We start from the raw sequence: 26,001 nt of genomic DNA, 5'->3' as shown, positions 1-26,001 counted from the left end.
GCGCTATTGGTCGAGATCTGGCAGAGGCTGCTGGTCGGCCGATGGGCCGACGCTGACCAGTACCTTTTCGGCCAGGTGCAGCCTGCGCCGCATGACGGCGCAGACATCGGCCGGTGTCAGCGCGCGGAGACGTTCGACGTAGGTGTCGAGATGATCGGCGGGCTGGCGCTGATCGGTTATGACGGTCAGCAAGGCTGCCATGCTCTCGTTCTGCGCTACAGCGCGCAATAACTGCCCTGCCAACTTTATCCGTGCCAGTTGCAGCTCGGCCTGGGTTGGCCCTTGCTCGATGAAGTCGCTTAGCACGGCTTCAACCAGACGAGCAGAACTTTCCACATACATCGGAGCAATTTCCCAGGTGATGGTGAACAGGCCGCCAGCACTCATGGGTTTCACATCGGTAGCGATGCCGTAGGTCAAGCCGCGACGTTGGCGCAGTTCCCTCATCAAGCGAGATTCGATACCGGCTCCCAGCACTTCGCTGGCCAACACCAAGGCCGGGTACTCCGGATCATTGGCTGGCACATTCATGGGTAGCGCAAGCAGGACGGCACTGCTGGTACCGGACTGCTCGACGTTGATCGTTGCACGGGTCGCTGGTGGAACGATGGGGAGTTCAGTGGCGCTCCAGCCTTGGGGCAATGCCTGGCTGATGCGTTGTGAAATTGCTTGGGCGTGCGCCAGGGAAAGGTCCCCAACCACCACCATCTCCAGGTTGCTGGCGCAATAACCACGCTGATGAAAACGCTTCAAGTCGGCAGGGGCGATGCCTTCGATACCTTCGCGGGTGCTCCCGAGTGGGTTGCCATAGGGGTGGCTGTGGAACAAATGCCGGTAGGCCTCGCTTATCATTCTGAAAGAGGGCTGTCGCTCGCGAGTTGCGTTGTTCAGGATCAGTTGCTGCTTCATGTTCTCCAGGGCCGAAGGCGGGAACGTGGGGCATGCGACAAGGTCAATGAGCAGCTCCAACGCCGGCTCAAGCAGCGCGCTCGCGCTGAGGCTACGCAGGCTCAGGGTCGCGTGCTCCAGGCGTACCTGCTTGTCCACGATCGCGCCCAGGCGCTCTAGCTGATCGGCCTGCTCGGTGGCGGTGAAATGCTGGCTACCCTCATCGAGCATGTACAACGTCAGGGCCGCCAAGCCGGGTTGCACGGTGTCCTGGGCCGTGCCGGCCTTGAACCGCAAAATGATGTCCACGATCGGCAGCCCGCGGGCCTCGACGAATTTCACCCCTGCACCGCCTTCGGTGGTCCAGGCATGCACAGGCGTTTGAAGGGATTCGAACTGTTCCAGGTCAAGCTCTTGGGCTGAGACCAGGTTGCCAGGAATGCTGTTGGCTGCAGCGAGCTGCTGCGCCCCTGCGTCTGGATTATTCATCGGCACTTTCCTTGTGATGCATGAAGGTGATTGCTGTGCGCGCCTCGGTGAGGAATGCATGCGCGGTCTCTGCGACCTGCTCGGCTGTCACGGCTTCGATGGCTTGACGCTCATCCTCCAGCGCAACCGGGTCCAGGCCGCAGGTGGCCTGCATGCCAATGAAATGTGCCTGTTTTGCGATGTCATCGCGTTCGAACACCTGCCGGGCTATCAAGCGCGCTTTGGCGCGCTTGAGGTCTGCGGTGGCCGGTATCGACTGGCGGAACGTTTCGATTTCGAGCGTAAGCCTTTCGGCGGCGGCCTCCGGCGTTACCTGCGGGCTGCAGAACGCGTAAAGGGTCAACAGGCTGTCACCGCGCCGCCAGGGTTCATATCTCGACGTCAAACTTTGCAGAAGCGGTTCATTCAGCACCAGGTTGCGCTGCAGGATGCTGGCATAGCCTTGGGCAAGCATTTCGGGAAGCAAACGCAGTGCATAGGCTTGGCTGCTAGAGCTGGCGGTGCATTGGCTGGGGAGGTTGAAACTGATGATCACGGCTGTGTTCAGACCTTGCAAATGCAGGGTCTGGCAGCGCCGGACCTGCCCAGAGGGCGTAGTAGGTACTTGCTGTACAGGCAGGCGATGAGCGGGGATCGCTGCAAAGTGCCGCGCCACCAGCGTTTGCAGCTGTGGCAGGGTAACGTTGCCGGCCACCGCGAGCGTAGCATTGTTGGGGTGGTACCAGGTTTGGTACCAGGTGCGTGCGGCAGCCAGGGTCATATGGCCGAGATCGGTAGCGTGGCCGATCACCGGGGTGCCATAACCGTTGTTGCCATAGGCCAGCAACAGGTGATGTTCCATTGCCAGTGCCAAAGGGTTGTTGTCGACATCCTCTCGTCGTTCTGCCATGACCACTGCCAGCTCTCGAGCGAAAGGAGAAGCGCTGAGCGTGGCGCTGGCCATGATGTCGGCCATTGCCTCCAGGGCGATTTCCAGGCGACTGGCAGGCAGTGTCAGTGGAAAGACGGTAGCCTCGGCGCCGGTGAACGCATTCGGCTCTCCTCCCAAAAGGGTCATCAGGGCTGAATACTGGCCAGCAGCCAGTTTGCTGCTGCCCTCGAACAGCAAGTGCTCCAGGGCATGGGAAAGGCCAGTGTGGCCTTCTGGCTCGTAGCTGGAGCCGACGTGATACCACAACTGCGCGCTGACCAGCGGCGCGCGGTGGTCTTCGCGTAGATAGACGCGCAGGCCATTGGCAAGGGTGAACGCACTTACCGAGCTTGCCGGCAAGGGTGGGGAGGGGCGTTCGGTCATGGTTGAAGTGCTCCTTCGGGAAACGAAGGCGCAGCTTCAACCAGAGCCTGGACGGGGTTGCGGTAACTAAATACACCCAACCCGTCAGGGGGTCAGCCCCGCTGCCAGAGTGCGTAGTGCACCTGGCCGGTCTTCTTCTCGCGGTGCAGGCGCCAGTTGCCGGGCAGTTGCAAGGTCGATGGTGCGGCTTCGCTCTCGGTGTACACCCATGCCTGCTCGTTCAGCCACTGGTTCTGTTCCAGCAGGTCACAGGTATTGGCCAGCAGGTCCTGATGGAACGGCGGGTCGAGGAACACCACATCGAATTGCTGCTTGGCCTGGCCTTGCAGGTAGCGCAGGGCGTCGGTTTGCAGAATTTGCCCGCGCGGGCAGCGCAGGATCTCAAGGTTGTTCTTCAGGTTGGCGATGGCCGCCGGGTTGCTGTCCAGAGCCACAGCGTCCTCGGCCCCGCGTGACAGGGCTTCGAGCACCAGGGCGCCACTGCCGGTGAAGGCGTCCAGCACGTGGGCACCTTCGATGTAGGGTGCCAGCCAGTTGAATACGGTTTCCCGCACGCGGTCAGGCGTTGGCCGCAGGCCTTCCCCTTCCGGCACCGCCAGGCGGCGGCTGCGCCACTCGCCGGCGATGATGCGCAGGTGGCCCTGGCCCTTGCTTTGGCCCGCTTGCGGGCGGGCGGGAGGGGTGGATCTTGGCATTAGTGCTCCGGTACCCCGAGCGGTTGCTCGGAGGGCTTTTCAGTGGGTGCTGGCAGCGGTTTTTGTGGCACTTTCGGGCCAACGGTGACGATCACCAGTTTATCGGCTGACAGGTGTTTGTTCATGGCCGCCTTGACCTGTTCGACGGTGAGGGCCTGGGACTGCTGCATGAAGTCCTCCAGCCAGGTCAGCGGCAAGTTGTAAAAGCCGATTGCGCCCAGTTGGCCGACGATGCTGGCGTTGCTGGCATTGGACAGTGGGAAACTGCCGGCCAGCTCGCGCTTGGCATCGTCCAGCTCCTGCTGGGTAGGGCCATTCTTGAGGTAGTCGGCAAGAATGTCCTGCACCAGCTTGAGCGTGCCCTCGCTGAGTTCGGCGCGGGTTTGCAGGTTGATCATGAACGGGCCGCGTACCTGCATCGGGCTGAACACCGAGTAGACGCCGTAGGTCAGGCCACGTTTTTCACGCACCTCGCTCATCAGGCGGGTTCCGAAGGCGCCACCGCCGAGTATCTGGTTGCCCAGCGACAGGGCTGGCCAGTCCGGGTCCTGGCGGTCGATACCCAGCTCGGCCAGCATCAGGTGAGTCTGCTTGGACGGGAAGTCGATGTGGGTCAGGCCGGCTTTGGCATCAGCGGGCTGGGCCGGTGCGGGCAGCGCCGGGCCTTTGGGCAGGCCGGCGGATACCTGGGCAGCGATGGCTTCGGCTTCGGCACGGCTGAGGTCGCCAACCAGTGCGATCACCGCGTTGCCGCCGGTGTAGGCCTTGGCGTGGAAGGCACGCAGCTGTGCCAGGCTGATGGCCGTGATGCTTTCGGCGGTGCCGTCGCTTGGGTGAGCGTAGGGGTGGTCGCCATAAAGATTGCCGAACAGGGCCTTGCCGGCGATCTTGCCGGGGTTTTGCTTCTCGTATTCAAAACCGGCCAGCATCTGGTTCTTGATGCGTTTGAGCGCGTCTTCGGGGAACGTTGGCTTGCCCGCCACTTCGGTAAACAGCTTGAGGGCCGGCTCGCGCTTGTCCTTGGTGCTGAGGCTGCGCAACGAGGCCACGGCCATGTCCCGGTAAGAGCCGTTGCCAAAGTCCGCACCCAGGCCTTCGAAGCCTTCGGCGATGGCAGTCACGTCCTTGCCGGCCACGCCCTCGTTGAGCATGGCGTTGGTCAGCGCGGCCACGCCTGGTGTACCGCCGTCCTGGCTACTACCGGCAGCGAAGGTGACGCGCAAGTCGAACATGGGCAGTTCGCGTGCTTCGACGAACAGCACCCGGGCACCTTCGGCGGTGTTCCAGTGCTGGATGTTCAGTTGGCGTCGGCTGGGCGCCTTGCCATCCAGTTCGGCCAGCGATTGCAAGGTATTGGCCGGGCGGGCTGCACTGTTGTCGGCCTTGGCCACGTTATCGGCCATTGCCGGGGCGACCAGCACTGCCGCCAGCGCCAGGGCGCGAATGCCCGTGGCCAACAGGGTTGGGCGTGGTGCGCGGCGATTACTCATGAGCGGACTCCTCAGGCAGTACATGGGCAACGCTCAGGCGTTCGCGGGTGAAGTAGGTGCGCGCGGCGTTCTGGATGTCCTGCGGGGTGACGCGCTTGAGCTCGTCAAGCTCGCTGTCGATCAGTTTCCAGGACAAACCGACGGTTTCCAGCTGGCCAATGGTGGTGGCCTGGCTGCTGATGGAGTCGCGGTCGTAGACCAGGCCGGCGATGACCTGGGCGCGTACGCGCTCCAGTTCTTCGGCGCTGGGTGGTGTGGTCTTGAGTTCATCAAGCAACTGCCAGACGCCCTTTTCCACGTCTGCGAGGGTTTTCTGCTTCTGCACGTTCGGCGTGGCCGAGATCAGGAACAGGCTGTCGCCGCGCGTGAAGGCGTTGTAGCTGGACGACGCACCGGCCACCAGCTCCTGGCCACGCTCCAGGCGGGCCGGCAGGCGGGCGCTGTAGCCGCCGTCGAGCAGTGCCGAGATCAGGCGCAGGGCATGTACGGTGCGTGGGTCCTTGGCGGTGGGCAAACCAGGCACGTTGAAGCCGTAGATCAGGCTCGGCAACTGGGTACGTACGTGCAGGGTGAGCTGACGCTGGCCAGGCTCGGCAAGTTCCAGGGGCAGCTTGGCGGGCGGCACGGCGCGCTTGGGAATGCTGCCGAAGTACTTCTGCGCCAGGCCCTTGACCTCGTCGGCGGTGACATCGCCGACCACCACCAGGGTGGCGTTGTTGGGCGCATACCAGGATTCGTACCAGTGGCGCAGTTCCTCGACCTTCATGCGCTCCAGGTCGGCCATCCAGCCGATGGTCGGGGTGTGGTAGCCGCTGGCCGGGAAGGCCATGGCGCGGAACAGTTCGAACGCCTTGGAATTGGGCTGGTCGTCGGTGCGCAGGCGGCGTTCTTCCTTGATGACTTCGATTTCGCGGCTGAACTCGTCGGCTGGCAGGCGCAGGCTGGCCAGGCGATCGGCCTCCAGCTCCAGGGCTACGGGCAGGCGGTCGCGGGCCAGTACCTGGTAATAGGCGGTGTAGTCGTCGCTGGTGAAGGCGTTTTCATCGGCGCCGAGGTCACGCAGAATGCGCGAAGCTTCGCCGGGGCCGACCTTGGCGCTGCCCTTGAACATCATGTGTTCAAGCGCGTGGGACAAGCCGGTCTGGCCCGGGGTTTCGTAGCTGGAGCCGACCTTGTACCAGATCTGCGAGACCACCACCGGGGCGCGATGGTCTTCACGCACCACGACCTTCAGGCCATTGTCGAGGATGAATTCGTGGGTGGGTTGCACATCGGCGGCGAAGGCCGCGAGCGGCAGGCAGAGCGTGCCGAGCAACAGGCCAGCGGCGCGGCGGGCTAGAGCATTCATAAGGTGTTCAACCTGTTCGGCGGCCCGCAGGGTTTAGCGTCGACGGGCCAGGAGGTGCTAGGATACTGATCCGGTTGCCTGGCGACCATGCCTGTCGCCGTTCTGGCCCACAGGACACTAAGACAAAACGTTGCGCATGAACCAGCCGGCTTCAAGATAGTCTGTTCTGCGTAGAGAGAATTCCCGATGCGCCGTAGCTGGCCCATCGCTACCCTGAGATAGCCGTCCTCCATGTTTGGTTCCAACGACGACAAAAAAGCGCCGGCCGAAGCTGGCGAAAAGAAAGGCCTGTTCAGCTGGTTTCGCAAGAAGCCGCAGCAACCTGTCGCCGAACAGCCACAAGCCCCCGAGCCGCAGGCTGCAGAGCCGGTAGCGCCGCAGCCCGCCGTCGAGCGCCCTGAAGCTGCTCCAATGGAGCCGGTGGCTGCACAGGCCCCAGCGCCTGCAACTGAAGCCCCTCGAGCTGCCGAGCCAGCATTGGCCCCTGAGCCTGCAAATGCCCCAGTGGTAGCCCCGGTCCTTGAGTCTGCACCCGCCCCGGTGGTTGCCTCGGCCCCTGAGCCTGCCCTGTCCCCTGTGGACGCGGGGTTGCCTGCGAGTGCGCAGTCTGCCGCCCCGCAGGTCGAAACCCCTGCGCCCGTAGCTGTTCCTGCCACTCAAATCATCGAACCCCCTGTCAGCAACCTGGTCCTGCCCGTTGCCGAAGAGCCCGTCGCGCTCGTCCCTGACCTGGAGCCAAAGGCCCCGCCTGCGATCCCCGAGCGCCCGGTGGCAGAGCCCGTGCAGCCTGAGCCCGAGCCAGCCCCTGTCGCCGCCGCAACCGTTACCGAGCAAGCCAAGCCCGGCTTCTTCGCCCGGCTCAAACAGGGACTGTCCAAGACCAGCGCCAGTATCGGCGAGGGCATGGCCAGCCTGTTTCTTGGCAAGAAGGTCATCGACGACGACCTGCTCGACGAAATCGAAACGCGCCTGCTGACCGCCGACGTCGGCGTGGAAGCCACCTCGGCCATCGTCCAGAACCTGACCCAGAAGGTCGCGCGCAAGCAGCTGGCCGACGCCGATGCCCTGTACAAATCGTTGCAGGAAGAACTGGCCGCGCTGCTGCGCCCAGTCGAACAGCCGCTGAAAGTGCAGGCACAGAACAAACCCTATGTGATCCTCGTGGTTGGCGTGAACGGCGCCGGCAAGACCACCACCATCGGCAAACTGGCGAAGAAGCTGCAGCTGGACGGCAAGAAGGTGATGCTGGCTGCCGGTGATACCTTCCGTGCGGCGGCGGTCGAGCAGTTGCAGGTATGGGGCGAGCGTAACCAGATTCCGGTGATCGCTCAGCATACCGGTGCCGACTCCGCTTCGGTGATCTTCGACGCCGTGCAGGCTGCCAAGGCCCGTGGCGTCGACGTGCTGATCGCTGATACCGCCGGGCGCCTGCACACCAAAGACAACCTGATGGAAGAGCTGAAGAAGGTCCGCCGGGTCATCGGCAAGCTTGATGCCGAGGCGCCGCACGAGGTGTTGCTGGTGCTCGATGCCGGCACCGGCCAGAACGCCATCAGCCAAGCCAAGTACTTCAATCAGAGCGTCGAGCTGACCGGCCTGGCCCTGACCAAGCTGGACGGCACTGCCAAAGGCGGGGTGATCTTCGCCCTGGCCAAGCAGTTCAATATCCCAATCCGCTTCATCGGTGTCGGTGAAGGTATCGACGACCTGCGCACCTTTGAAGCCGAGCCGTTCGTCAAGGCTCTGTTCGCCGAGCGAGACTGACCATGATCCGATTCGAACAGGTTGCCAAGCGCTATCCCAACGGTCATGTGGGTTTGCATGAGCTGAGCTTCCGGGCGCGTCGGGGCGAGTTCCTGTTCGTGACCGGGCACTCGGGTGCTGGCAAGAGCACCTTGCTGCGCCTGTTGCTGGCCATGGAGCGCCCGACCAGCGGCAAGCTGATGCTGGCCGGCCAGGACCTGGGCCAGATCAGCAACGCGCAAATCCCGTTCCTGCGCCGGCAGATCGGCGTGGTGTTCCAGAACCACCAGTTGTTGTTCGACCGCACGGTGTTCAACAACATTGCCCTGCCGCTGCAGATTCTTGGCCTGTCCAAGGCCGAGATCGCCAAGCGTGTGGACTCGGCGCTGGAGCGTGTGTCGCTGTCCGACAAGGGCGAGCTGTTCCCGGCCGACCTGTCCACCGGGCAGCAGCAGCGGGTGGGCATCGCCCGTGCCATTGTCCACCAGCCCGCGCTGCTGCTGGCCGACGAACCCACCGGTAACCTCGACCCGCGCCTGGCTGCAGAGATCATGGGTGTATTCGAGGACATCAACCGCCTGGGCACCACGGTATTGATCGCCAGCCACGACCTGGCACTGATTGCGCGCATGCGCCACCGCATGCTCACCTTGCAGCGCGGCCGCTTGATCGGCGATGGGGAGGCCGGGCAATGAGCACTACACGAACGCCGAAAGTTTCCGAGCGGGTTGCGCCAAAGCCGGCCGACCCGCAACCGGCGAAGAAAAAGCGCGGCGAAGACGATGACGGACCGGATTTCCGCACGCTGCTGCATGCCTGGCTGGAAAGCCACCGCGCCAGCATGGCGGACAGCCTGCGTCGCCTGGGCAAGCAGCCGATCGGTAGCTTTTTCACCTGCCTGGTGATGGCTGTGGCGCTGAGCATGCCCATGGGCCTGTCGTTGCTGCTGAAGAACGTCGAGCAGCTTGGCGGCTCGTGGCAACGCGCTGCGCAGATTTCGCTGTACCTCAAGCTTGATGCCGGTAGCCGCGATGGCGAGGCCCTGCGCGACGAAATCAAGGGCATGCCCGGGGTCGCGGACGCGCAGTTTGTCAGCCGCGAGCAGGCGCTGGAGGAGTTCCAGCAGCAGTCTGGCTTGGGTGAAGCCTTGCGCGAGCTGCCCGACAACCCACTGCCTGGCGTGGTGGTGGTGACCCCGACCGAGGTCGACAAGCCGGCCCTGGATGCCTTGCGTCAGCGTTTGTCGGAACTGCCGCGGGTGGAAGTGGCACAACTGGACCTGGTGTGGGTCGAGCGCCTGGCAGCCATCCTCAAATTGGGTGACCGCTTTGTCTTCGGCCTGGCCGTGATGCTGATTTCTGCCCTGCTTTTAGTAATCGGTAACACAATTCGTCTACATATTGAAAACCGCCGTGTCGAGATCGAAGTGATCAAGCTGGTAGGCGGCACTGACGCCTACGTGCGCCGGCCTTTCCTGTACATGGGCGCCTTGTATGGCCTGGGTGCGGGGGTGCTGGCATGGGGTATCCTGGCGTTCGGCCTGAACTGGCTGAATGACGCGGTTGTGGGGCTTTCCGGGCTGTACGGCAGTGACTTCGCCCTTGGCGGGGTGCCAGCGTCCGATGGTCTGTCGCTCTTGATCGGAGCGGTGCTGTTGGGGTATATCGGTGCATGGATTGCCGTCGCTCGTCACCTGAACGAGCTGGCGCCGCGATAGTTTTTACGTGCCAGCATTGACATTTTCTTCACTACGGAACTTGTACCGTCGTTCCAGGTCAATGTTGGCAGCGCCCACAAGGCGCGAGTTTAGTAAGTCGGAGGTTCTTGAATGACCACATCGTTGCAACCTGCCTATGCCCTGGTGCCCGGTGCAAACCTGGAAGCCTATGTGCACACGGTCAACAGCATCCCGCTGCTGACGGTCGAGCAGGAGCGTGATCTGGGCGAGCGTCTCTATTATGAGCAGGATGTCGAGGCCGCTCGTCAAATGGTGATGGCCCACCTGCGTTTCGTCGTACATATCGCCCGTAGCTATGCCGGCTACGGGTTGGCCCAGGCCGACCTGATCCAGGAAGGCAACGTCGGCCTGATGAAAGCCGTCAAGCGCTTCAACCCGGAAATGGGCGTGCGCCTGGTGTCGTTCGCCGTACACTGGATCAAGGCAGAGATTCACGAGTTCATCCTGCGCAACTGGCGCATCGTCAAGGTGGCGACCACCAAGGCCCAACGCAAGTTGTTCTTCAACCTGCGCAGCCAGAAGAAGCGCCTGGCTTGGCTGAACAACGACGAAGTGCATCGCGTGGCGGAAAGCCTTGGTGTCGAGCCGCGCGAAGTGCGTGAGATGGAAAGCCGCCTCAGCGGCCAGGACATGGCCTTCGACCCAGCAGCGGAAGCTGACGACGACAGCGCCTTCCAGTCGCCAGCGCATTACCTGGAAGACCATCGTTACGATCCTGCGGTGCAGTTGGAGGATGCCGATTGGAGTGATAACTCCGCCAGCAACCTGCACGAAGCGCTGCAAGGTTTGGATGAACGTAGCCGCGATATTCTCTACCAGCGCTGGTTGGCGGAAGAGAAAGCCACGTTGCATGAGCTGGCTGACAAGTACAGCGTTTCGGCTGAGCGGATTCGCCAGCTGGAGAAGAATGCGATGAACAAGGTCAAGGCACTGATCGCGGTCTGATCGAGCCTGGCCGTAAACAGAGCCGCTTGCCTGGATAGGGTGAGCGGCTTTTTTTTGCCTGTGAGATTTTGGGGCCGCCTTGCGGCCCATCGCGACGCAAGGCCGCTCCTACAAGGGATCGCGGTCGCCTGTAGGAGCGGCCTTGTGTCGCGATGGGCTGCGCAGCAGCCCCCAAAAGCTCAAAGTTTGCGCGAAGTATCGAGCTGCATCAGGTAGCTGGGCCCGCCCAACTGGCTCATCTGCCGGCGAATCCAACCGGCCCGGCTCGCCACATAGGCACTCGGCCGGCTGGCACTCCACTTGATTGGGCTAGGCAGCACTGCGGCCAACTGCGCCGCCTGCTGGCGGCTGAGCCGGCTGGCATCAACGCCAAAGTGATAACGCGCTGCCGCCTGGGCACCAAACACGCCTTTGCCCCACTCGGCGCTGTTCAGGTAAACCTCGAGAATTCGCTCTTTCGACCAGAACAACTCGATCAGCGCCGTGAACCAGGCTTCCAGCCCTTTGCGGAACCAGCTGCGCCCGGACCACAGGAACAGGTTCTTGGCTACTTGCTGGGTCAGGGTGCTTGCACCGCGGACATTACCGCCGCGCTCGTTGTAGGCCAGCGCTGCCTGAATGGCTGGGATGTCGAAGCCCCAGTGGCTGGCGAACTTCTGGTCCTCGCCCGCGATGACGGCAACCTTCAGTTCATCGGAGATATTCTCCCACGGCTCCCAATCGCGCTGCAGGTCGATCGGCTCACCATTCACCCATGACTGTACTTTGCGCTCGACCATCAGCGCCGTGCCGGGCGGTGGCACCCAGCGGAACACCAGCACCAGCACGATGCTGCTGGCAGCGAACCAGAGCAGGGCGCGGGAGAGGCGACGGATAAGGGTTGGCAGCATGGCGATGGCTTGGCCGTACGGGTGGAAGGGGCCATTATACAGACCCGATACAAGGAGTCGTCCCATGCTTCGCAGCTTCCTGATGCTTGCCGCCTTTTTTGGCTTTACCGGGGTCGCCCTGGGTGCCTTCGCCGCCCACGGCCTGAAAAACCGCCTGACGGCGGACTACCTGGCCATTTTTCATACCGGTGTGACCTACCAGCTGGTGCATGCCTTGGCGATCTTCGGCGTTGCCGTGCTCTCGGTGCACCTGCCCGGGCGCCTGGTGGGCTGGGCTGGAGGCCTGTTTGCGCTGGGGATCGTGCTGTTCTCCGGCAGCCTGTACCTGCTGACCCTCAGCGGTCTGGGCAAGCTGGGCATCATCACCCCGATTGGCGGCCTGTGCTTCTTGGCCGGCTGGCTGTGCCTGGGCCTGGCGGCCTGGCGGCTGGGCTGACCGAGTGGTCCACAATCGCGACTAATGGCGCGCACCGCCCTTGGGTTGCAGGACGGTTCGGCGCTAGAATGCGGGCCCCAAAGAACAATGGTGGCCGTGCGCATGCGCATTCAATTGAACGGTGAGCCTTACGAACTGCCTGCTGGCGAAAGCGTTGCAGCCCTGCTGACCCGCCTTGAGCTGGCCGGGCGCCGTGTCGCAGTGGAACTGAACCTGGATATCGTGCCGCGTAGCCAGCACGACAGCACGCTGCTGAACGACGGCGACCAGGTCGAAGTGGTCCACGCCATCGGTGGCGGCTGACAGCAGCCCGGCGGTTCACAAGCAAGCCCAGCAACCTTTTCCCGAGGAACAACGATGAGCAACGTTCGTAGCGACAAGCCCTTCACCCTGGCTGGGCGTACTTTCCAGTCGCGCCTGCTGGTCGGTACCGGCAAGTACCGTGACATGGAAGAAACCCGCCTGGCCACCGAGGCCTCGGGTGCCGAAATCGTCACCGTCGCCGTGCGCCGTACCAACTTGGGCCAGAATGCGGGCGAGCCGAACCTGCTCGATGTACTGTCGCCTGACAAGTACACCATCCTGCCGAATACTGCAGGCTGCTTTGACGCGGTGGAAGCGGTGCGTACTTGTCGCCTGGCCCGCGAACTGCTGGATGGGCGCAAATCGCATGAATCCCGGACGCTGGTAAAGCTGGAAGTGCTGGCCGACCAGAAAACCCTGTTCCCCAACGTGATCGAAACCCTCAAGGCCGCCGAAGTGTTGGTCAAGGAAGGTTTCGACGTGATGGTGTACACCAGCGACGACCCGATCATCGCCCGTCAATTGGCCGAGGTGGGCTGCATCGCGGTCATGCCGTTGGCTGGCCTGATTGGTACCGGCCTGGGCATCTGCAACCCCTACAACCTGCAGATCATCCTGGAAGAGTCCAAGGTGCCGGTGCTGGTCGACGCCGGTGTGGGTACAGCTTCCGACGCTACCATCGCCATGGAAATGGGCTGCGAGGCGGTGCTGATGAATTCGGCCATTGCCCACGCCCAGCAACCGGTGCTGATGGCCGAAGCCATGAAGCACGCCATCGTCGCCGGTCGCATGGCCTACCTGGCCGGCCGTATGCCGAAGAAACTCTATGCCAGCGCCTCTTCGCCGCTGGATGGTCTGATCAAGTAAGAGCAACTGATGACTGAATCGCACGATACGCCGATCACCCCCGACGGCGAAGCTCGCCCGCACCGCCGCATCAAGAGCTTCGTGATGCGCGCCGGGCGCATGACCGAAGGCCAGCAGCGCGGCCTGGACCAGGGCGGCCCGCTGTACATCCTGCCGCTGGCCGACAGCCCGGTGGACTATGACCAGGTGTTCGGCCGTTCGGCGCCGCGCACCCTGGAGATTGGCTTCGGCATGGGCCATTCCCTGTTGGAAATGGCCGCTGCCGCGCCTGAACAGGACTTCATCGGTGTGGAAGTGCACCGCCCGGGTGTGGGCGCGCTGCTCAACGGCGTGCTGACCCAGGGGCTGAAGAACCTGCGGGTGTATGACTGCGATGCCATCGAAGTGCTGAACCGCTGCGTGGCGGACAACAGCCTCGATCGCCTTATGCTGTTCTTCCCCGATCCTTGGCACAAGGCGCGTCACCACAAGCGTCGTATCGTGCAGCTGGAGTTTGCCGAGCTGGTACGTCGCAAGCTCAAGCCCGGTGGCGTGTTCCACATGGCCACGGACTGGGAACCGTATGCTGAATACATGCTGGAAGTGATGAGCGCCGCCCCCGGCTACCGCAACCGTGCGGCCGACGGCACTTACGTGCCACGCCCGGAAGAGCGCCCGATCACCAAGTTCGAACGCCGCGGCGAGCGGCTGGGGCATGGGGTGTGGGACTTGAAGTTCGAGAAGGTGGATTGAACGGCTGAGTCAGCCTATTGATGTGCTAGTGCTTGCAGAAATGCAGGCGAAAAAAACCGCCTTGAGAAAGGCGGTTTTTTTGTGAGCAGCAGGACTGAGTATCCTGCGCTCTGGGGTTTCACTGAAAACTTCACACAGTCAGCTGATCATAGGTACCTTCGAAAACTGGGTCAATGTGCGGAAATATCCGGCATCACGTGTGTCGGCGCGGTTAACAGCCTTGATTGGATGATGCGGGTATTATCGCGTCGCTCCTGTGCGTTGATTCAGTGATGGGCCGGGTAGGAGAAGAATTCTGCTTTCCGGCCCCTTCGACATGGCTTGAGAACCATGCCGGTGACACTCTTCGAAGGGCCATCAACCTGGCCACTTCACTGAAGACTTCACACAGTTTTCGAAGGCATCGAAGCGCCAGTTAGATGCTGGAAGACTGGCCCGCCAACACGGAGGCCAAGGCATATGAAGCGTTTGCTTGATGCGCTGAGCCGCGCCTGGAAGCTTGTCCGGATCTTGATAGTGCTCAAGACCGTTCGGGATTTCTGTGGGAGCGGGTTTACCCGCGAAGAAGGCGACGCGGTGCCTGGCACGGGCTTTGCCCGTGTTCGCGGGTAAACCCGCTCCTACAGCGTAAGGCGTTAGTCCGACGGCGGTTCAACCCCTGCGATCAGCCACCACGCCAATCAACACCAGCACCACCAGCAACACCGGTGCCAGCGCGTAGTTGTTGAACTGGCTCAGCCCCTTCACCACCCACGGTGTGGCATAGATCAGCGCCGCACCGCTGCCGATCATCACCATCAATGCCATGAACGGCACGCGCAGGGCACCCGCCAGGCCACCCAGGCGTTGCTCGGCCCAGGCTTTGACATCGGTGCCGAACAGCACCAGCAGGCAGCCTACCAAGGCCAGTGAAATCTCCGACAGGTTGCTGCGGCTCCAGCGGGAAACCGTCGCGAGCAGATCAAGTACCAGATCCATGGGTCATCCTTAGGTCAAGAAATACTGCAGCAGGTCATTGAGGAACAACTGGCCCCTTGGCGTGGCCACCAGTCGATCCGGTTCGACCTGCAAAAGGCCCTTTTGTTCGGCGGCGCGGCGTGCCTCGCGCAGTTGTTCCAATGGCAAGCCCGTGCGTTGGGTAAACAGTTCGGCTTCCACGCCATCGGTAAGCCGCAGGGCGTTCATCAGGAACTCGAACGGCAGCTCGTCCACCGGCAATAGCTTCTCGCCGGCCTTGAACGGCTTGGCCAGGTTCAGGTAGTCCTTGGGCAGGCGGGTCTTCCAGGTGCGCAGGATGCGCCCGTCGGCGAAGGTGAGCTTGCCGTGGGCACCTGCACCGATGCCGATGAAGTCGCCGAAGCGCCAGTAGTTGAGGTTGTGCCGGGCGGCGCGGCCTGCCTGCGCATACGCCGATACCTCGTACTGGCGGTAACCGTGCTCGGTCATCAGCGCCTGGCCGGCTTCCTGGATGTCCCAGAGGATGTCGTCTTCGGGCAGCTCTGGCGGTTGGTTCCAGAATACCGTGTTTGGTTCCACGGTCAGCTGGTACCACGACAGGTGCGTCGGCCCCAGGTCAATGGCCTGGCGCAGGTCGCCCAGCGCATCATCCAGCGACTGGTCGGGCAGGCCGTGCATCAGGTCCATGTTGAAGTTGTCGAAGCCGGCGGCGCGTGCCATGCCGGCGGCACGCACCGCTTCATCGCCGTTGTGAATGCGCCCCAGCGCCTCCAGCTTGGCCGGTTGGAAGCTCTGCACACCGATGGACAGGCGGTTGATGCCGGTTTGCCGGTAGGCCTTGAACTTGTCCTGCTCGAAGGTGCCTGGGTTGGCTTCCAGGGTAATTTCGATGTCTGGCGCAAACGGGATGCGCTGTTCCACGCCGCGCAGCAAACGGCCAAGGGCGTTGGCGCTGAACAGGCTGGGCGTACCGCCACCGAAAAAGATCGAGCTGATCGGGCGGCCTTGCACGGCGGCCAGTTCCTGGTCGAGGTCGTCCAGCAGTGCTGTGACGTAGGCGTCTTCCGGCAGTTCAGGCCCGGCAGCGTGGGAGTTGAAGTCGCAGTAAGGGCATTTGCGTACGCACCACGGGATGTGGATGTACAGCGCCAGCGGCGGCAGGCTGGTGAAGCGCACCGCGCCGGGAGTGGACAGCGTTGCGATCATGCCAGGCCCAGACGTTGGCGCAGCAGGGCCATGGCACGGGCGCGGTGGCTGAGCTGGTTCTTGTCTGCCGGAGCCAGGTCGGCGCTGGAGCAGCTTCGCTCCGGTACCCAGAACAATGGGTCGTAGCCAAAGCCGTGCTCGCCGCTGGCTTCAAAAAGGATGCTGCCGTGCCACAGTCCTTCGCAGAGGATTGGCAACGGGTCGTCGGCGTGGCGTACCAACGCCAGTACGCAGACGAACTGCGCGCCGCGCTCGGCTTCAGGCACGTCTTTCAACGCTTCGAGCAGCTTGGCGTTGTTCGCCGCGTCACCCTTGCCATCGGCGTAGCGTGCCGAGTAGATGCCCGGCGCGCCGCCGAGGAAGTCCACTGCCAGGCCAGAGTCGTCGGCCAGGGCTGGCAGGCCGGAAATACGGGCGGCATTGCGCGCTTTGAGGATGGCGTTTTCGACGAACGACAGGCCGGTCTCTTCTGGCTCGACCTGGCTGAACTCGCCAATCGAGCGCAGTTGCACGGACTGGCCGAGCATGGCCTGGAGTTCCTTGAGTTTGCCGGCGTTGTGGCTGGCCAATACGAGTTGCTGGAAATTCATCATTCGCCTGGGAACACGTCCTGGTTGAAGCTGAGGGAGTTGCTGATCCCGCCGGTTTCGATGTTCAGGTCGAAGGTGACGGTCTCTGGTTGGTCGATCTTGAATTGGGCGATGTAGTACACCGCGCCTTGTTCGGTAATTTGCTTGAACGACAGCGGGCTGCTGCGCCCCGTCAGGTCTTTGACCGTGCCGCTGACCAACGCCGGGGTGGACTTGTTGGCCTTGAGCACGGCAATGTTGAGCACGCCCTGGTTCTTGCTGCGTACAAGACCAGTCGCTGCGGCCACTTCGGGTGTAAGCATGCTCGACGTGAATGCGCTGTAGTGCACCGTCACGTCGCCAAACACTTCCTTGCGCTCGGGGCGGGCGGCATCGGCAGCCAGTACCGGCAGGGCCAGGCACAGGCTGATCAGGAACAGGGCTAGGCGACGCATGGGGCGATTCCTCCGGTGGGCGTCAGACCGCGAGCTGGTGCTCTTGCAGGCTCGGGCTGCTGACGCGGTAGATGCCGATCTCACCTAGTAGATTAGGCCATAGCCGGCCACCCCACCCGTTGCGGTGCAGGTGGTCGACCGCCAGGCGGTCGAGCACCTTGGCCCGTCGTTCGTGCACCAGTTCTTCGAAGTCGGCGAAGGTGCAGAAGTGGATGTTCGGTGTGTTGTACCAGGTGTACGGCATGAAGTCCGAGACCGGCATGCGGCCTTTGGTCGCCAGGTACCAGCGGCAGCGCCAGTGGCCGAAGTTGGGGAAGGTGATGATGCACTGGCGGCCCACGCGCAGCATCTCGTCGAGGATGCGGTCAGGGTACTCCACGGCCTGCAGGGCCTGGGTCATGATCACCACGTCGAAGCTGTTGCTGGCGAAGTTGCCCAGGCCTTTGTCCAGGTCCTGCTCGATGACGTTGACGCCCTTGGCCACGCAGGCGGCGATGTTGTCGGCGTCGATCTCCAGGCCATAGCCGGTGACCTGCTTGCGGTCACGCAGCGAGGCCAGCAGTTCGCCACTGCCGCAGCCCAGGTCGAGTACCCGGCTGCCGGCGGGGATCCAGTCGTGGATGATTTCCAGATCGGCTCTCATGCTGTCCTCAGATGGCAATGCGGTTCATGTAGTTCGAGAAACCCTGCATGTAGCGAGGTGTGGGGATCAGGAAGGCATCGTGCCCATAAGGCGAGTCGATCTCCAGGTAGCAGACGTTTTTACGCGCGGCCATCAGGGCGTCGACGATCTCGCGTGAACGGGCCGGCGAGAAGCGCCAGTCGGTGGTGAACGACATGATGCAGTAGTCCGCCGTGACATGGGCCAGGGTGGCAGCCAGGTCACCACCCTGGGCGGCGGCTGGGTCGAAATAGTCCAGCGCCTTGGTCATCAGCAGGTAGGTATTGGCGTCGAAACGGCCGGAAAACTCCTCGCCCTGATAGCGCAGGTAGCTTTCGACCTGGAACTCGACGCTGTGGAAGTCGTAGTTGAGCTTGTCGCTTTTCAGCTCACGGCCGAATTTTTCACCCATCGAGTCGTCGGACAGGTAGGTAATGTGGCCGACCATGCGTGCCAGCATCAGGCCGCGCTTGGGGATTACGCCCTGGTCCTGGAACGAACCGCCGTGGAACTCGGGGTCGGTGAGAATGGCCTGACGGGCCACCTCGTTGAAGGCGATGTTCTGTGCCGACAGTTTGGGCGCCGAGGCAATGTCGACGCAATGGCGCACGCGCTCGGGGTAGCTGATGGTCCATTGCAGCGCCTGCATGCCGCCCAGGCTGCCGCCGACCACGGCGGCCCATTGCTGGATGCCCAGACGTTCGCCCAGGCGCACCTGGCTATGCACCCAGTCCTCCACGGTCAGTACCGGGAAATCGGCGCCATAGGGCTTGCCGGTGGCCGGGTTGACACTGCTGGGGCCGGTGCTGCCGTTACAGCCGCCGAGGTTGTTCAGGCTGACCACGAAGAAGCGGTTGGTATCGATTGGCTTGCCGGGGCCGATGCAGCTATCCCACCAGCCCGGCTTGCGGTCGGTGGCGGCATGGTAGCCAGCGGCATGGTGGTGGCCGGAAAGGGCATGGCAGATCAGCACGGCGTTGCTCGCGCTGGCGTTCAGGGTGCCATAGGTCTCGTAGACCAGTTCGTAACTGGCCAGGGAGCGGCCACAGGCCAGGGCCAGCGGTTCATCGAACCGGGCGGTTTGCGGTACTACCAGACCGACGGAATCTACGGGAAAGACAGTGGACATCGACCCTGCTCACGCTTGACGGAGGCGTAAGTCTAAAGAGCGCTACCCCCAGCGGCAAGCAAAGGCTTGCCGCTAGGGGTAAGCAGGGTCAGATCATGCGCCACAGTTCTTGTGGCATGCCAGCGTAGGCGGCCAGCGGGGGCATTACGAACGACTGGATCACCTGGATCGCCAGGAAGGCGAAGATCGGCGAGATGTCCATGCCGCCCAGGTTGGGCACCAGGCGGCGGAACGGTGCCAGTACCGGCTCGCTGATCTGGTAGGCCAACTCGGCCGCCGGATTGTGGCTGTTGGGGGCTACCCAGGACACGATCACCATGACGATCATGGCCACCCAGAAGATCTTCAGGAACAGCGAAGTGATGCCGATGATCGCCCACATCAGCAGGTGCAGGATGTCGCCGAAGGTGCCATAGGTGACCATCAGCACAAAGCCCATCAGCAGCGCCTGGATCACGATTGCCAACAGCAGAGACGAGGTGTCCAGCCCACCGACACTGGGAATGACCCGGCGGATCGGCTTGAGCAGCGGCTGGGTGGCACGCACCGCGAACTGGCACAGCGGGTTGTAGAAATTGGCCTTGACCAGTTGCAGCACGAAGCGCAGCAGGACGATCACCAGGTACAGGCTGACCAAGGTTTGCACCACGAAGATCGCGGCGCCGGACAGTGCATTCATCTAAAGCTCCTTATTTGCCCAGTTGTTCGGCCAGTTCGGCGGAGCGCGTGGCTGCAGCTTGCAGCGCCTGCTCGACGATGGCTTCGAAGCCGCTGGCCTGGAACGATTTGATCGCCGCTTCCGTGGTGCCGGCGGGCGAGGTGACGCGGCGGCGCAGTTCGGCGGCATCGACATCGCTGGCAACCGCCATGCGCGCGGCGCCCAGGGCGGTCTGCAAGGTTAGCTGGGAAGCGGTTTCGCGTGGCAGGCCAAGTTTTTCGCCGGCTGCGGTCATGGCCTCGATCAGCAGGAAAAAGTAGGCCGGGCCGCTGCCGGATACGGCGGTAACGGCGTCCAGTTGCTGTTCTTGCTGCAACCACAAGGCGGTGCCCACGGCCGACAGCAGTTGTTCGGCCTGCTGGCGCTGTTCGCCGGACACTTCGGCGGTGGCGTACAGGCCGCTCACGCCCTGGCGCAGCAGTGCGGGGGTATTGGGCATGCAGCGTACCACCGGGCGATCGCCCACCCAGCTTTGCAGGCTGGCGCAGGTGATGCCGGCAGCGATGGAAACGATCAGTTGGCCATCCCGCAGGTTGGGTTGCAGGGCCTGGCACACGGCCTTCATGACTTGTGGTTTGACCGCCAGCACGATGACGTCGGCGCCCTCGATGGCCTGGGCGTTGTCCTCGAAGGTTTCGATGCCGTGCTCGGCCTGGATGCGGCCGCGGGTCTCGGCGCCCGGGTCGCTGGCGCGGATCTGCGAGGCGTCCAGCCCCTGGGCACGCAGACCGCCGATCAGGCTGGCGGCCATGTTGCCGGCGCCGATAAAGGCAATACGTGTCTTGCTCATGTCAGGTCCTTGTGGAAAAGAGTGAGTGAAGCATGGAATCAGGTGTTGCCGTAGTCGCGGGCACCGAACAGGGCGGTCCCGATACGCACCCAGGTCGCACCCTGTGCGATCGCGGCTTCCAGATCGTGGCTCATGCCCATGGACAGGGTGTCCAGATCAAGCCCCAGGTTTTCCTGCAACTGGCGCAAATGGGCGAAGGCAGCCTCCTGGGCGGCGCGGTCGTCGGTGGGCTCGGGGATTGCCATCAGCCCGCGCAAGCGCAGGTTGGGCAGCCCGGCCACGGCCTTGGCCAAGGCCGGCAGGTCTGCGGGGGCGCAGCCAGACTTGCTGTCTTCGCCACTCACGTTCACTTGCAGGCAGAGGTTTAGCGGCGCCAGACCGGCAGGGCGCTGCTCGGACAGGCGTTGGGCAATTTTCAGGCGGTCCACGGAATGTACCCAGTCGAAATGCTCGGCGATGGCCTTGGTCTTGTTCGACTGAATGGGGCCGATGAAGTGCCAGATCAAGGGCAAGTCGCTGAGCTCCTGCTGCTTTGTCAGCGCTTCCTGTAGGTAGTTCTCCCCGAAATCGCGCACGCCTGCGGTGTGGATCTCGCGGATGGCGCTGGCCGGCTTGGTCTTGCTCACGGCCAGCAACTGAACGCTGGCCGGATCGCGCCCGGCTGCCTGGGCGGCGCTGGCGATACGGGCGGAAATCGCGGAAAGGTTGTCTGCTAGGGTGGACATGGACGGATGCCGGCAACTGAAGGGTCTGCGGCATTCTACCTACTTGAAGGCCTTTGGGGAGTCTCATGGACGTGACTGACCTGTTGGCCCGGGCCGTGGATGCGGGGGCTTCGGACCTGCACCTGGCGGCGGGCCAGATACCGATGCTGCGTTTGGATGGCGAGTTGCAGGGGATGGATTTGCCGACCTTGGGGGCGGATGCCTTGATCGATGGCATGGCTGCCGTGCTGGATGACCACCAGCGACGACAGTGGGCCCATGGCGATGAACTGGATCTGGCGCTGGAGTTACCTGCCCTTGGGCGTTTTCGGCTGAACCTGTTTCGCCAATTGAATGGCCCAGCTGTCACTTTTCGGTTGATTCAGGGGCGAATTGCCACGCTGGATGAGCTTGATCTGGCAGATGTGTTTCAAGCTGTTGCCCAATGCCGTGATGGCTTGATCCTGGTGGGCGGGCCGACCGGCAGTGGCAAGTCCAGCACCCTGGCGACGCTGGTTGATCAACTGAATCGCGAGCGGGCGCTGCACATCATTACCCTGGAGGACCCTGTCGAAGTTATCCACGGCAGCCAGCGCAGCCTGGTCAATCAGCGCGAGGTGGGGTGTCATAGCCACAGCTTTGCTCAGGGGCTACGCAGTGCGCTGCGCCAGGACCCGGATGTGATCATGATCGGTGAGTTGCGTGACCTGGAAACCATTCGCCTGGCCCTGCGCGCGGCCGAAACCGGGCATCTGGTGCTGGCAACCGTGCATGCACGTTCGGCGGCCAGCAGTATCGACAGGTTGGTGGAGGTATTCGCTGCCGAGGAAAAGCCGTTGGTGCGGGCGATGTTGGCCGAGTCGCTGCGCCTGGTGGTCGCGCAGGTGCTGGTCAGGCGTGTGGGTGGTGGACGGGTGGCGGCTCGGGAAGTGCTGGTGGCGACGCCGGCGGTGCGCAATCTGGTTCGGGAGGGGCGGATGGCGCAGTTGTGTTCGGTGATGCAGGCGGGAGGGGTGGAGGGGATGCGGACGATGGAGGGGGCGATGCGGGGGTTGAAAGAGAAGGGGCTGATCAACGACCTGTAGTGTTTACACCGGCCCTTTCGCGGGCAAGCCCACTCCCACAGGGTCAGCACAGATTTTGAGGGCTGTGTCATCGCTGTGGGAGCGGGCTGGCCCGCGAAGAGGCTGGCCTGCTTAACGCTTGGCCAGGCTCAGCTGCTGCTGTTCCTTCGGCAGTACTCGCTTGGCCACGACGTAATGCTTCTGCCAGTACGGCTTGCTCAGGGTGTCGATGCTCACCCGCTTGCCGCGCCGTGGGGCGTGGATGAAGCGGTCGTTGCCCAGGTAAATGGCAACATGGTTCACCCGGCGGCTCTTGATGTTGAAGAAAATCAGGTCGCCAGGCTTCAGGTCACCCTTGGCCACCTTCACGCCGTGGCCCTGGGCCATGGCATTGGAGGTGCGCGGCAGGTCGACATCGGCGACGTCGTTGAAGGCGTACTTGACCAGCCCGCTGCAGTCGAAGCCTTTTTTCGGGCTGCTGCCGCCCCAAACATAGGGGGTACCGAGCACATTCACCGCACGGCTGAGCACATCGCTGCTTTGCTTCGGCGACATGGCGGCAACCTGCACGCCGCGGCTGCTGGCGGCATTGCTTGGGCGAGCGCGCAGTGTGGTTTGCTTGACCGGTGCGTGTTTCACCGAGGCGTTGGTGGTGTAGCCGGTGAAACCATTGGGAAGACGTTGCTCACGATTGGTGGCGTGGGCGGCCAGGGGCAATAATAGGCAGAGGGTCAGCCATGTCTTGATCAAAGGCGGCATAGATGAAGCTCTTATGAATAGTTATGTGTTGGGCGCGCAACTTTATAACAGCTTTTTGATCAATCTTTGATCCGTTGGTCGATTGCCCAGGTGCCGTACGTCGGCCTGCGACGAGAAAGTCACATTTTTTTTTAGAAAATTTTCGGATAACCCAAAGGGGCTATGAATGAACAGTTATCAACAGGGGGCGCCCTTTCACGACACCCACAGCAAAACCATTGGCTACCTGCTGTGGATTTTCGGCTTCACCGGGTCCCATCGTTTCTACTACGGCAAGCCGATTACGGGGACCCTTTGGTTCTTCACCTTCGGCCTGCTGGGAATCGGTTGGCTGATCGACCTGTTTCTGATCCCGTCCATGGACCGTGAGGCTGACCTGAGGTTCCAGTCGGGGCGTATCGACTACAACATCGCCTGGGTTCTGCTGACCTTCCTGGGGGTGTTCGGCCTGCATCGCCTGTATCAGGGTAAATGGATCACCGCGATCATCTACTTCTTTACCGGCGGGTTGTTCCTGGTGGGGGTGCTGTATGACTTCTGGACGCTGAACAGCCAGGTTTCCGAGCGGAATGCGGGGCGGGGATGAGGTAGGCGGGGGCTGCAACGCAGCCCCCAACCAAGGCTTACTGGCGGGTCTGGCGCTGTTGCAGCAACAGGTTGCTGAACCCAGCCCCGGCCAGCTGCTTCTGTGCGCCGGTCAACTGCTCACGGTTGCTGAACGGCCCGACCAGCACGCGGTACCAGGTTTCGTCCTTGACCGTACCTGACTCCACCTTCACCGCCTGGCCCAGCAGAATGATCTGTGCGCGCACCTTGTCGGCATCGGCCTGCTTGCGGAACGAGCCCGCCTGCAGGAAGTACTGGGTGGTCGCTGCCGGCTTGATCACCGGTGGTGGCGGTGGCGGGGTCTGGCCGAGCAAGGCTGCCTGTGCACGAGCGGTGTCTATCTTCGCCGCTTCGGCCGGGGTCACCGGGGTTACCGGCTGTGCCGGGACCGGAGGCGTCTTCTCTGGCACGGCCTCTGGCGGCACGATTACCTCGGACTCCGGCAGCAGGGTGTAGAAGTCATACTTCGGCTTCACCGGCTGCTGCGGGGTGGCCTGCGCGGGCTTGCTGGCCTCGGCCACCTTCTCCGGCTTCTGCTGCTCGGGTTTGGCGCGCTTGATGTCGTCGCCACCGGGTTCGAGCTTCATCAAGAACACGATGAACGCGCCTACGGTCAGGCCGACTGCCAGCCATACCCAGCCGGGGATCGGCTGTTTGGCCGGCGCCGTCTGACGGCTGGCGCCGCGCTTTGGGGCAGGTTTTTTCTTGGCAGCCAACTTACATGCGCTCCAGGGTTTCCAGGCCGAGCAGTTCCAGACCTTGTTTGAGGGTACGGCCGGTCAGGGCGGCCAGGCGCAGGCGGCTCTGCTGCTGTTCCAGGGTTTCGGCGGCGAGGATCGGGCAGTTCTCGTAGAAGCTGGAGAACAAGCCGGCCAAGTCGTACAGGTAGCTGCACAGCACGTGCGGCGTGCCTTTGTCGGCGACGTTGTTGAGGATTTCGCCAAACTGCGCCAAGCGTGCGGCCAGGTCCTGCTCGTGGGCCGCCTGCAATACGATGTTGCCTTCAACTTCGTCAAAGCCCTTGCCCAGCTTGCGGAACACGCCGGCTACGCGGGTGTAGGCATACAGCAGGTAAGGCGCGGTGTTGCCTTCGAAGTTGAGCATCAGCTCGAAGTTGAAGCTGTAGTCGCTGGTGCGGTGCTTGGACAGGTCGGCGTATTTCACCGCGCCAATGCCCACCACTTCGCCGATGTGGCGCAGTTCGGCTTCGGTCAGGCTCGGGTTCTTTTCCTTGACCAGCGCGTAGGCGCGCTCCTTGGCCTCGGTGAGCAAGTCGATCAGCTTTACGGTGCCGCCGTCACGGGTCTTGAACGGGCGGCCGTCAGCGCCGTTCATGGTGCCGAAACCCATGTGCTCCATTTGCATCGGGTGGCCGACAAAGCCTGCGCGGCGTGCCACTTCGAACACCTGGTTGAAGTGCAGGGCCTGGCGCTGGTCGACGAAGTACAGGGCACGGTCAGCGTTGAGTACGTTGCTGCGGTAGCGCACGGCGGCCAGGTCGGTGGTGGCGTACAGGTAGCCGCCGTCGGCTTTTTGCACGATCACCGGCAGTGGCTCGCCTTCGCTGTTCTTGAATTCTTCGAGGAACACGCACTGGGCGCCTTGGCTTTCGACCAGCAGGCCCTTGGCCTTGAGGTCGGCCACCACGTTGGCCAGGTCGTCGTTGTACGCGCTTTCGCCCATCACGTCGGCCATGGTCAGCTTGACGTTGAGCAGCTCGTAGGTCTTCTGGCAGTGCGACAGCGAGATGTCCTTGAAGCGTGTCCACAGGGCCAGGCACTCGGGGTCGCCGGCCTGCAGCTTGACCACCAGGCCACGGGCGCGAGTGGCGAACTCTTCCGATTCGTCGAAGCGTTTCTTCGCCGCCCGGTAGAAGTTTTCCAGGTCTGACAGCTCGTCACTGGTGATCGGGTTTTCCTGCAGGTAGGCCATCAGCATGCCGAACTGGGTGCCCCAGTCGCCGACGTGGTTCTGGCGAATGACGTTGTCACCCAGGAATTCCAGCACGCGCGCGACGCTGTCACCGATGATGGTCGAGCGCAGGTGGCCGACGTGCATTTCTTTGGCCAGGTTCGGCGCCGACATGTCGATGACGACCTTTTCGCTCGGGCCAGCTTTGCGCACGCCCAGGCGGGCGTCGGCCAGGGCGGCATCCAGGCGGTTGGCCAAAGCGTCGGTGTTCTGGAAGAAGTTCAGGAAGCCGGGGCCGGCGATCTCAACCTTGCTGATGTCGGCGCTGGCCGGCAGGGCATTGATCAGTTTCTCGGCCAGGTCGCGCGGCTTCATGCCAGCCGGCTTGGCCAGCATCATGGCGATGTTGCTGGCGAAGTCGCCGTGGGTCTTGTCCCGGGCGTTTTCCACCTGGATCGCCGGCGACAGCCCTTCAGGCAGCACACCGTCGTTGACGAGTTGGGTGAGGGCTTGCTGGATCAGCTGGCGAATGGTGTCTTTCATGGGGATCTCTTTTCGACCGCAAGCGCGGTGAGCGCCTGGATGCGCAGGTGGAAAAACTGGGCATTATCCGT

At 62.8% G+C, this 26,001-nt stretch carries 29 protein-coding genes; 11 read left to right on the top strand and 18 right to left on the bottom strand.

The features are described from left to right. Window positions 1-3: 3 nt before the first annotated feature. The 5 genes from Q9451_RS29840 to Q9451_RS29820 all read right to left on the bottom strand — a co-directional run bounded on the left by Q9451_RS29840 (window position 4) and on the right by Q9451_RS29820 (window position 6,204). On the bottom strand, window positions 4-1,377 hold the full coding sequence (locus Q9451_RS29840; protein ID WP_012274665.1) for a pitrilysin family protein: 1,374 nt from the start codon (window positions 1,375-1,377) through the stop codon (window positions 4-6). After that, a complete protein-coding gene (locus Q9451_RS29835) occupies window positions 1,370-2,671 on the bottom strand; it encodes a pitrilysin family protein (protein ID WP_012274664.1) in 1,302 nt (433 codons plus the stop codon). The genes Q9451_RS29840 and Q9451_RS29835 overlap by 8 nt, the downstream gene beginning before the upstream one ends. A gap of 92 nt (window positions 2,672-2,763) precedes the next feature. Continuing rightward, a complete protein-coding gene (gene rsmD, locus Q9451_RS29830) occupies window positions 2,764-3,366 on the bottom strand; it encodes a 16S rRNA (guanine(966)-N(2))-methyltransferase RsmD (RefSeq protein ID WP_012274663.1) in 603 nt (200 codons plus the stop codon). Continuing rightward, entirely contained in the window at window positions 3,366-4,856 is a 1,491-nt protein-coding gene (locus Q9451_RS29825) for a pitrilysin family protein (protein ID WP_012274662.1), read from the bottom strand. The genes rsmD and Q9451_RS29825 overlap by 1 nt, the downstream gene beginning before the upstream one ends. Continuing rightward, the gene (locus Q9451_RS29820; protein WP_012274661.1) at window positions 4,849-6,204 is read right to left on the bottom strand and encodes a pitrilysin family protein; all 1,356 of its coding nucleotides are present in this window, start codon (window positions 6,202-6,204) and stop codon (window positions 4,849-4,851) included. Before Q9451_RS29820 ends, Q9451_RS29825 begins: the two co-directional genes overlap by 8 nt. A 231-nt stretch (window positions 6,205-6,435) precedes the next feature. On the opposite strand from Q9451_RS29820, the gene ftsY reads away from it, so the two are divergent. The 4 genes from ftsY to rpoH all read left to right on the top strand — a co-directional run bounded on the left by ftsY (window position 6,436) and on the right by rpoH (window position 10,630). Further along, window positions 6,436-7,968 carry a signal recognition particle-docking protein FtsY gene (gene ftsY / locus Q9451_RS29815; protein ID WP_012274660.1) on the top strand — a complete coding sequence of 511 codons (1,533 nt, stop codon included), beginning with the start codon at window positions 6,436-6,438 and terminating at the stop codon, window positions 7,966-7,968. A gap of 2 nt (window positions 7,969-7,970) precedes the next feature. Further along, window positions 7,971-8,642: a cell division ATP-binding protein FtsE gene (ftsE, locus tag Q9451_RS29810; protein ID WP_012274659.1), complete on the top strand. Its 672-nt coding sequence runs from the start codon at window positions 7,971-7,973 to the stop codon at window positions 8,640-8,642. Continuing rightward, the gene (gene ftsX / locus Q9451_RS29805; RefSeq protein ID WP_012274658.1) at window positions 8,639-9,664 is read left to right on the top strand and encodes a permease-like cell division protein FtsX; all 1,026 of its coding nucleotides are present in this window, start codon (window positions 8,639-8,641) and stop codon (window positions 9,662-9,664) included. Before ftsE ends, ftsX begins: the two co-directional genes overlap by 4 nt. A 111-nt stretch (window positions 9,665-9,775) precedes the next feature. After that, the gene (gene rpoH, locus Q9451_RS29800) at window positions 9,776-10,630 is read left to right on the top strand and encodes an RNA polymerase sigma factor RpoH (protein WP_012274657.1); all 855 of its coding nucleotides are present in this window, start codon (window positions 9,776-9,778) and stop codon (window positions 10,628-10,630) included. A 179-nt stretch (window positions 10,631-10,809) separates the two neighbouring features. Here the strand turns inward: rpoH and mtgA are convergent, their stop codons facing one another. Then, window positions 10,810-11,520 (bottom strand): monofunctional biosynthetic peptidoglycan transglycosylase, encoded by a 711-nt coding sequence (gene mtgA, locus Q9451_RS29795; protein ID WP_012274656.1) that lies wholly within the window; start codon window positions 11,518-11,520, stop codon window positions 10,810-10,812. Between the two features lie 64 nt (window positions 11,521-11,584). Between mtgA and Q9451_RS29790 the strand changes: the two genes are divergently transcribed. The 5 genes from Q9451_RS29790 (at window position 11,585) to Q9451_RS29770 (ending at window position 14,470) form a co-directional block, all read left to right on the top strand. Then, window positions 11,585-11,956 carry a DUF423 domain-containing protein gene (locus Q9451_RS29790; protein ID WP_012274655.1) on the top strand — a complete coding sequence of 124 codons (372 nt, stop codon included), beginning with the start codon at window positions 11,585-11,587 and terminating at the stop codon, window positions 11,954-11,956. 102 nt (window positions 11,957-12,058) lie between these two features. Next, a complete protein-coding gene (thiS, locus tag Q9451_RS29785) occupies window positions 12,059-12,259 on the top strand; it encodes a sulfur carrier protein ThiS (RefSeq protein ID WP_012274654.1) in 201 nt (66 codons plus the stop codon). A 54-nt stretch (window positions 12,260-12,313) separates the two neighbouring features. Next, complete coding sequence (locus Q9451_RS29780; RefSeq protein WP_003249091.1) at window positions 12,314-13,126, top strand: thiazole synthase; 813 nt, start codon at window positions 12,314-12,316, stop codon at window positions 13,124-13,126. A 9-nt stretch (window positions 13,127-13,135) separates the two neighbouring features. After that, entirely contained in the window at window positions 13,136-13,858 is a 723-nt protein-coding gene (gene trmB, locus Q9451_RS29775; protein ID WP_004575478.1) for a tRNA (guanosine(46)-N7)-methyltransferase TrmB, read from the top strand. Between the two features lie 459 nt (window positions 13,859-14,317). Next, the gene (locus Q9451_RS29770) at window positions 14,318-14,470 is read left to right on the top strand and encodes a hypothetical protein (protein ID WP_171577240.1); all 153 of its coding nucleotides are present in this window, start codon (window positions 14,318-14,320) and stop codon (window positions 14,468-14,470) included. A gap of 39 nt (window positions 14,471-14,509) precedes the next feature. Here the strand turns inward: Q9451_RS29770 and Q9451_RS29765 are convergent, their stop codons facing one another. The 9 genes from Q9451_RS29765 to Q9451_RS29725 all read right to left on the bottom strand — a co-directional run bounded on the left by Q9451_RS29765 (window position 14,510) and on the right by Q9451_RS29725 (window position 21,068). Further along, window positions 14,510-14,836: a DUF3392 domain-containing protein gene (locus Q9451_RS29765; RefSeq protein ID WP_003249095.1), complete on the bottom strand. Its 327-nt coding sequence runs from the start codon at window positions 14,834-14,836 to the stop codon at window positions 14,510-14,512. Between the two features lie 9 nt (window positions 14,837-14,845). Further along, window positions 14,846-16,021: a radical SAM family heme chaperone HemW gene (gene hemW, locus Q9451_RS29760; RefSeq protein ID WP_012274653.1), complete on the bottom strand. Its 1,176-nt coding sequence runs from the start codon at window positions 16,019-16,021 to the stop codon at window positions 14,846-14,848. Then, window positions 16,018-16,614, bottom strand: a complete 597-nt coding sequence (rdgB, locus tag Q9451_RS29755; RefSeq protein ID WP_012274652.1) for an RdgB/HAM1 family non-canonical purine NTP pyrophosphatase — start codon at window positions 16,612-16,614, stop codon at window positions 16,018-16,020. The genes hemW and rdgB overlap by 4 nt, the downstream gene beginning before the upstream one ends. Next, window positions 16,611-17,045 (bottom strand): DUF4426 domain-containing protein, encoded by a 435-nt coding sequence (locus Q9451_RS29750; protein ID WP_012274651.1) that lies wholly within the window; start codon window positions 17,043-17,045, stop codon window positions 16,611-16,613. The genes rdgB and Q9451_RS29750 overlap by 4 nt, the downstream gene beginning before the upstream one ends. 22 nt (window positions 17,046-17,067) lie before the next feature. Next, the gene (gene metW / locus Q9451_RS29745) at window positions 17,068-17,688 is read right to left on the bottom strand and encodes a methionine biosynthesis protein MetW (protein WP_012274650.1); all 621 of its coding nucleotides are present in this window, start codon (window positions 17,686-17,688) and stop codon (window positions 17,068-17,070) included. Window positions 17,689-17,695: 7 nt separating this feature from the next. After that, the gene (locus tag Q9451_RS29740; RefSeq protein WP_012274649.1) at window positions 17,696-18,835 is read right to left on the bottom strand and encodes a homoserine O-acetyltransferase; all 1,140 of its coding nucleotides are present in this window, start codon (window positions 18,833-18,835) and stop codon (window positions 17,696-17,698) included. Window positions 18,836-18,923: 88 nt separating this feature from the next. Further along, window positions 18,924-19,514 (bottom strand): YggT family protein, encoded by a 591-nt coding sequence (locus Q9451_RS29735; RefSeq protein ID WP_012274648.1) that lies wholly within the window; start codon window positions 19,512-19,514, stop codon window positions 18,924-18,926. 10 nt (window positions 19,515-19,524) lie between these two features. Continuing rightward, on the bottom strand, window positions 19,525-20,343 hold the full coding sequence (gene proC, locus Q9451_RS29730; RefSeq protein ID WP_012274647.1) for a pyrroline-5-carboxylate reductase: 819 nt from the start codon (window positions 20,341-20,343) through the stop codon (window positions 19,525-19,527). A 38-nt stretch (window positions 20,344-20,381) separates the two neighbouring features. Then, the gene (locus tag Q9451_RS29725; RefSeq protein ID WP_012274646.1) at window positions 20,382-21,068 is read right to left on the bottom strand and encodes a YggS family pyridoxal phosphate-dependent enzyme; all 687 of its coding nucleotides are present in this window, start codon (window positions 21,066-21,068) and stop codon (window positions 20,382-20,384) included. 65 nt (window positions 21,069-21,133) lie between these two features. On the opposite strand from Q9451_RS29725, the gene Q9451_RS29720 reads away from it, so the two are divergent. Beyond that, the gene (locus Q9451_RS29720) at window positions 21,134-22,132 is read left to right on the top strand and encodes a PilT/PilU family type 4a pilus ATPase (protein WP_012274645.1); all 999 of its coding nucleotides are present in this window, start codon (window positions 21,134-21,136) and stop codon (window positions 22,130-22,132) included. A 111-nt stretch (window positions 22,133-22,243) separates the two neighbouring features. On the opposite strand, the gene Q9451_RS29715 is transcribed toward Q9451_RS29720, so the two are convergent. Beyond that, window positions 22,244-22,870, bottom strand: coding sequence for a C40 family peptidase (locus Q9451_RS29715; protein WP_012274644.1), 627 nt, complete (start codon window positions 22,868-22,870; stop codon window positions 22,244-22,246). A 166-nt stretch (window positions 22,871-23,036) separates the two neighbouring features. On the opposite strand from Q9451_RS29715, the gene Q9451_RS29710 reads away from it, so the two are divergent. After that, on the top strand, window positions 23,037-23,456 hold the full coding sequence (locus Q9451_RS29710; RefSeq protein WP_012274643.1) for a TM2 domain-containing protein: 420 nt from the start codon (window positions 23,037-23,039) through the stop codon (window positions 23,454-23,456). 37 nt (window positions 23,457-23,493) lie between these two features. On the opposite strand, the gene Q9451_RS29705 is transcribed toward Q9451_RS29710, so the two are convergent. Both Q9451_RS29705 and argS read right to left on the bottom strand, forming a co-directional pair. After that, window positions 23,494-24,192, bottom strand: a complete 699-nt coding sequence (locus Q9451_RS29705) for an SPOR domain-containing protein (RefSeq protein WP_012274642.1) — start codon at window positions 24,190-24,192, stop codon at window positions 23,494-23,496. A 1-nt stretch (window position 24,193) separates the two neighbouring features. Next, the gene (argS, locus tag Q9451_RS29700) at window positions 24,194-25,930 is read right to left on the bottom strand and encodes an arginine--tRNA ligase (protein ID WP_012274641.1); all 1,737 of its coding nucleotides are present in this window, start codon (window positions 25,928-25,930) and stop codon (window positions 24,194-24,196) included. Between the last annotated feature and the right edge of the window lie 71 nt (window positions 25,931-26,001).

This window comes from Pseudomonas sp. NY8896 (assembly GCF_039634505.1).
The sequence above is the reverse complement of the archived record's forward strand: the minus strand, read 5'-3'. Positions and strand labels throughout refer to the sequence as shown.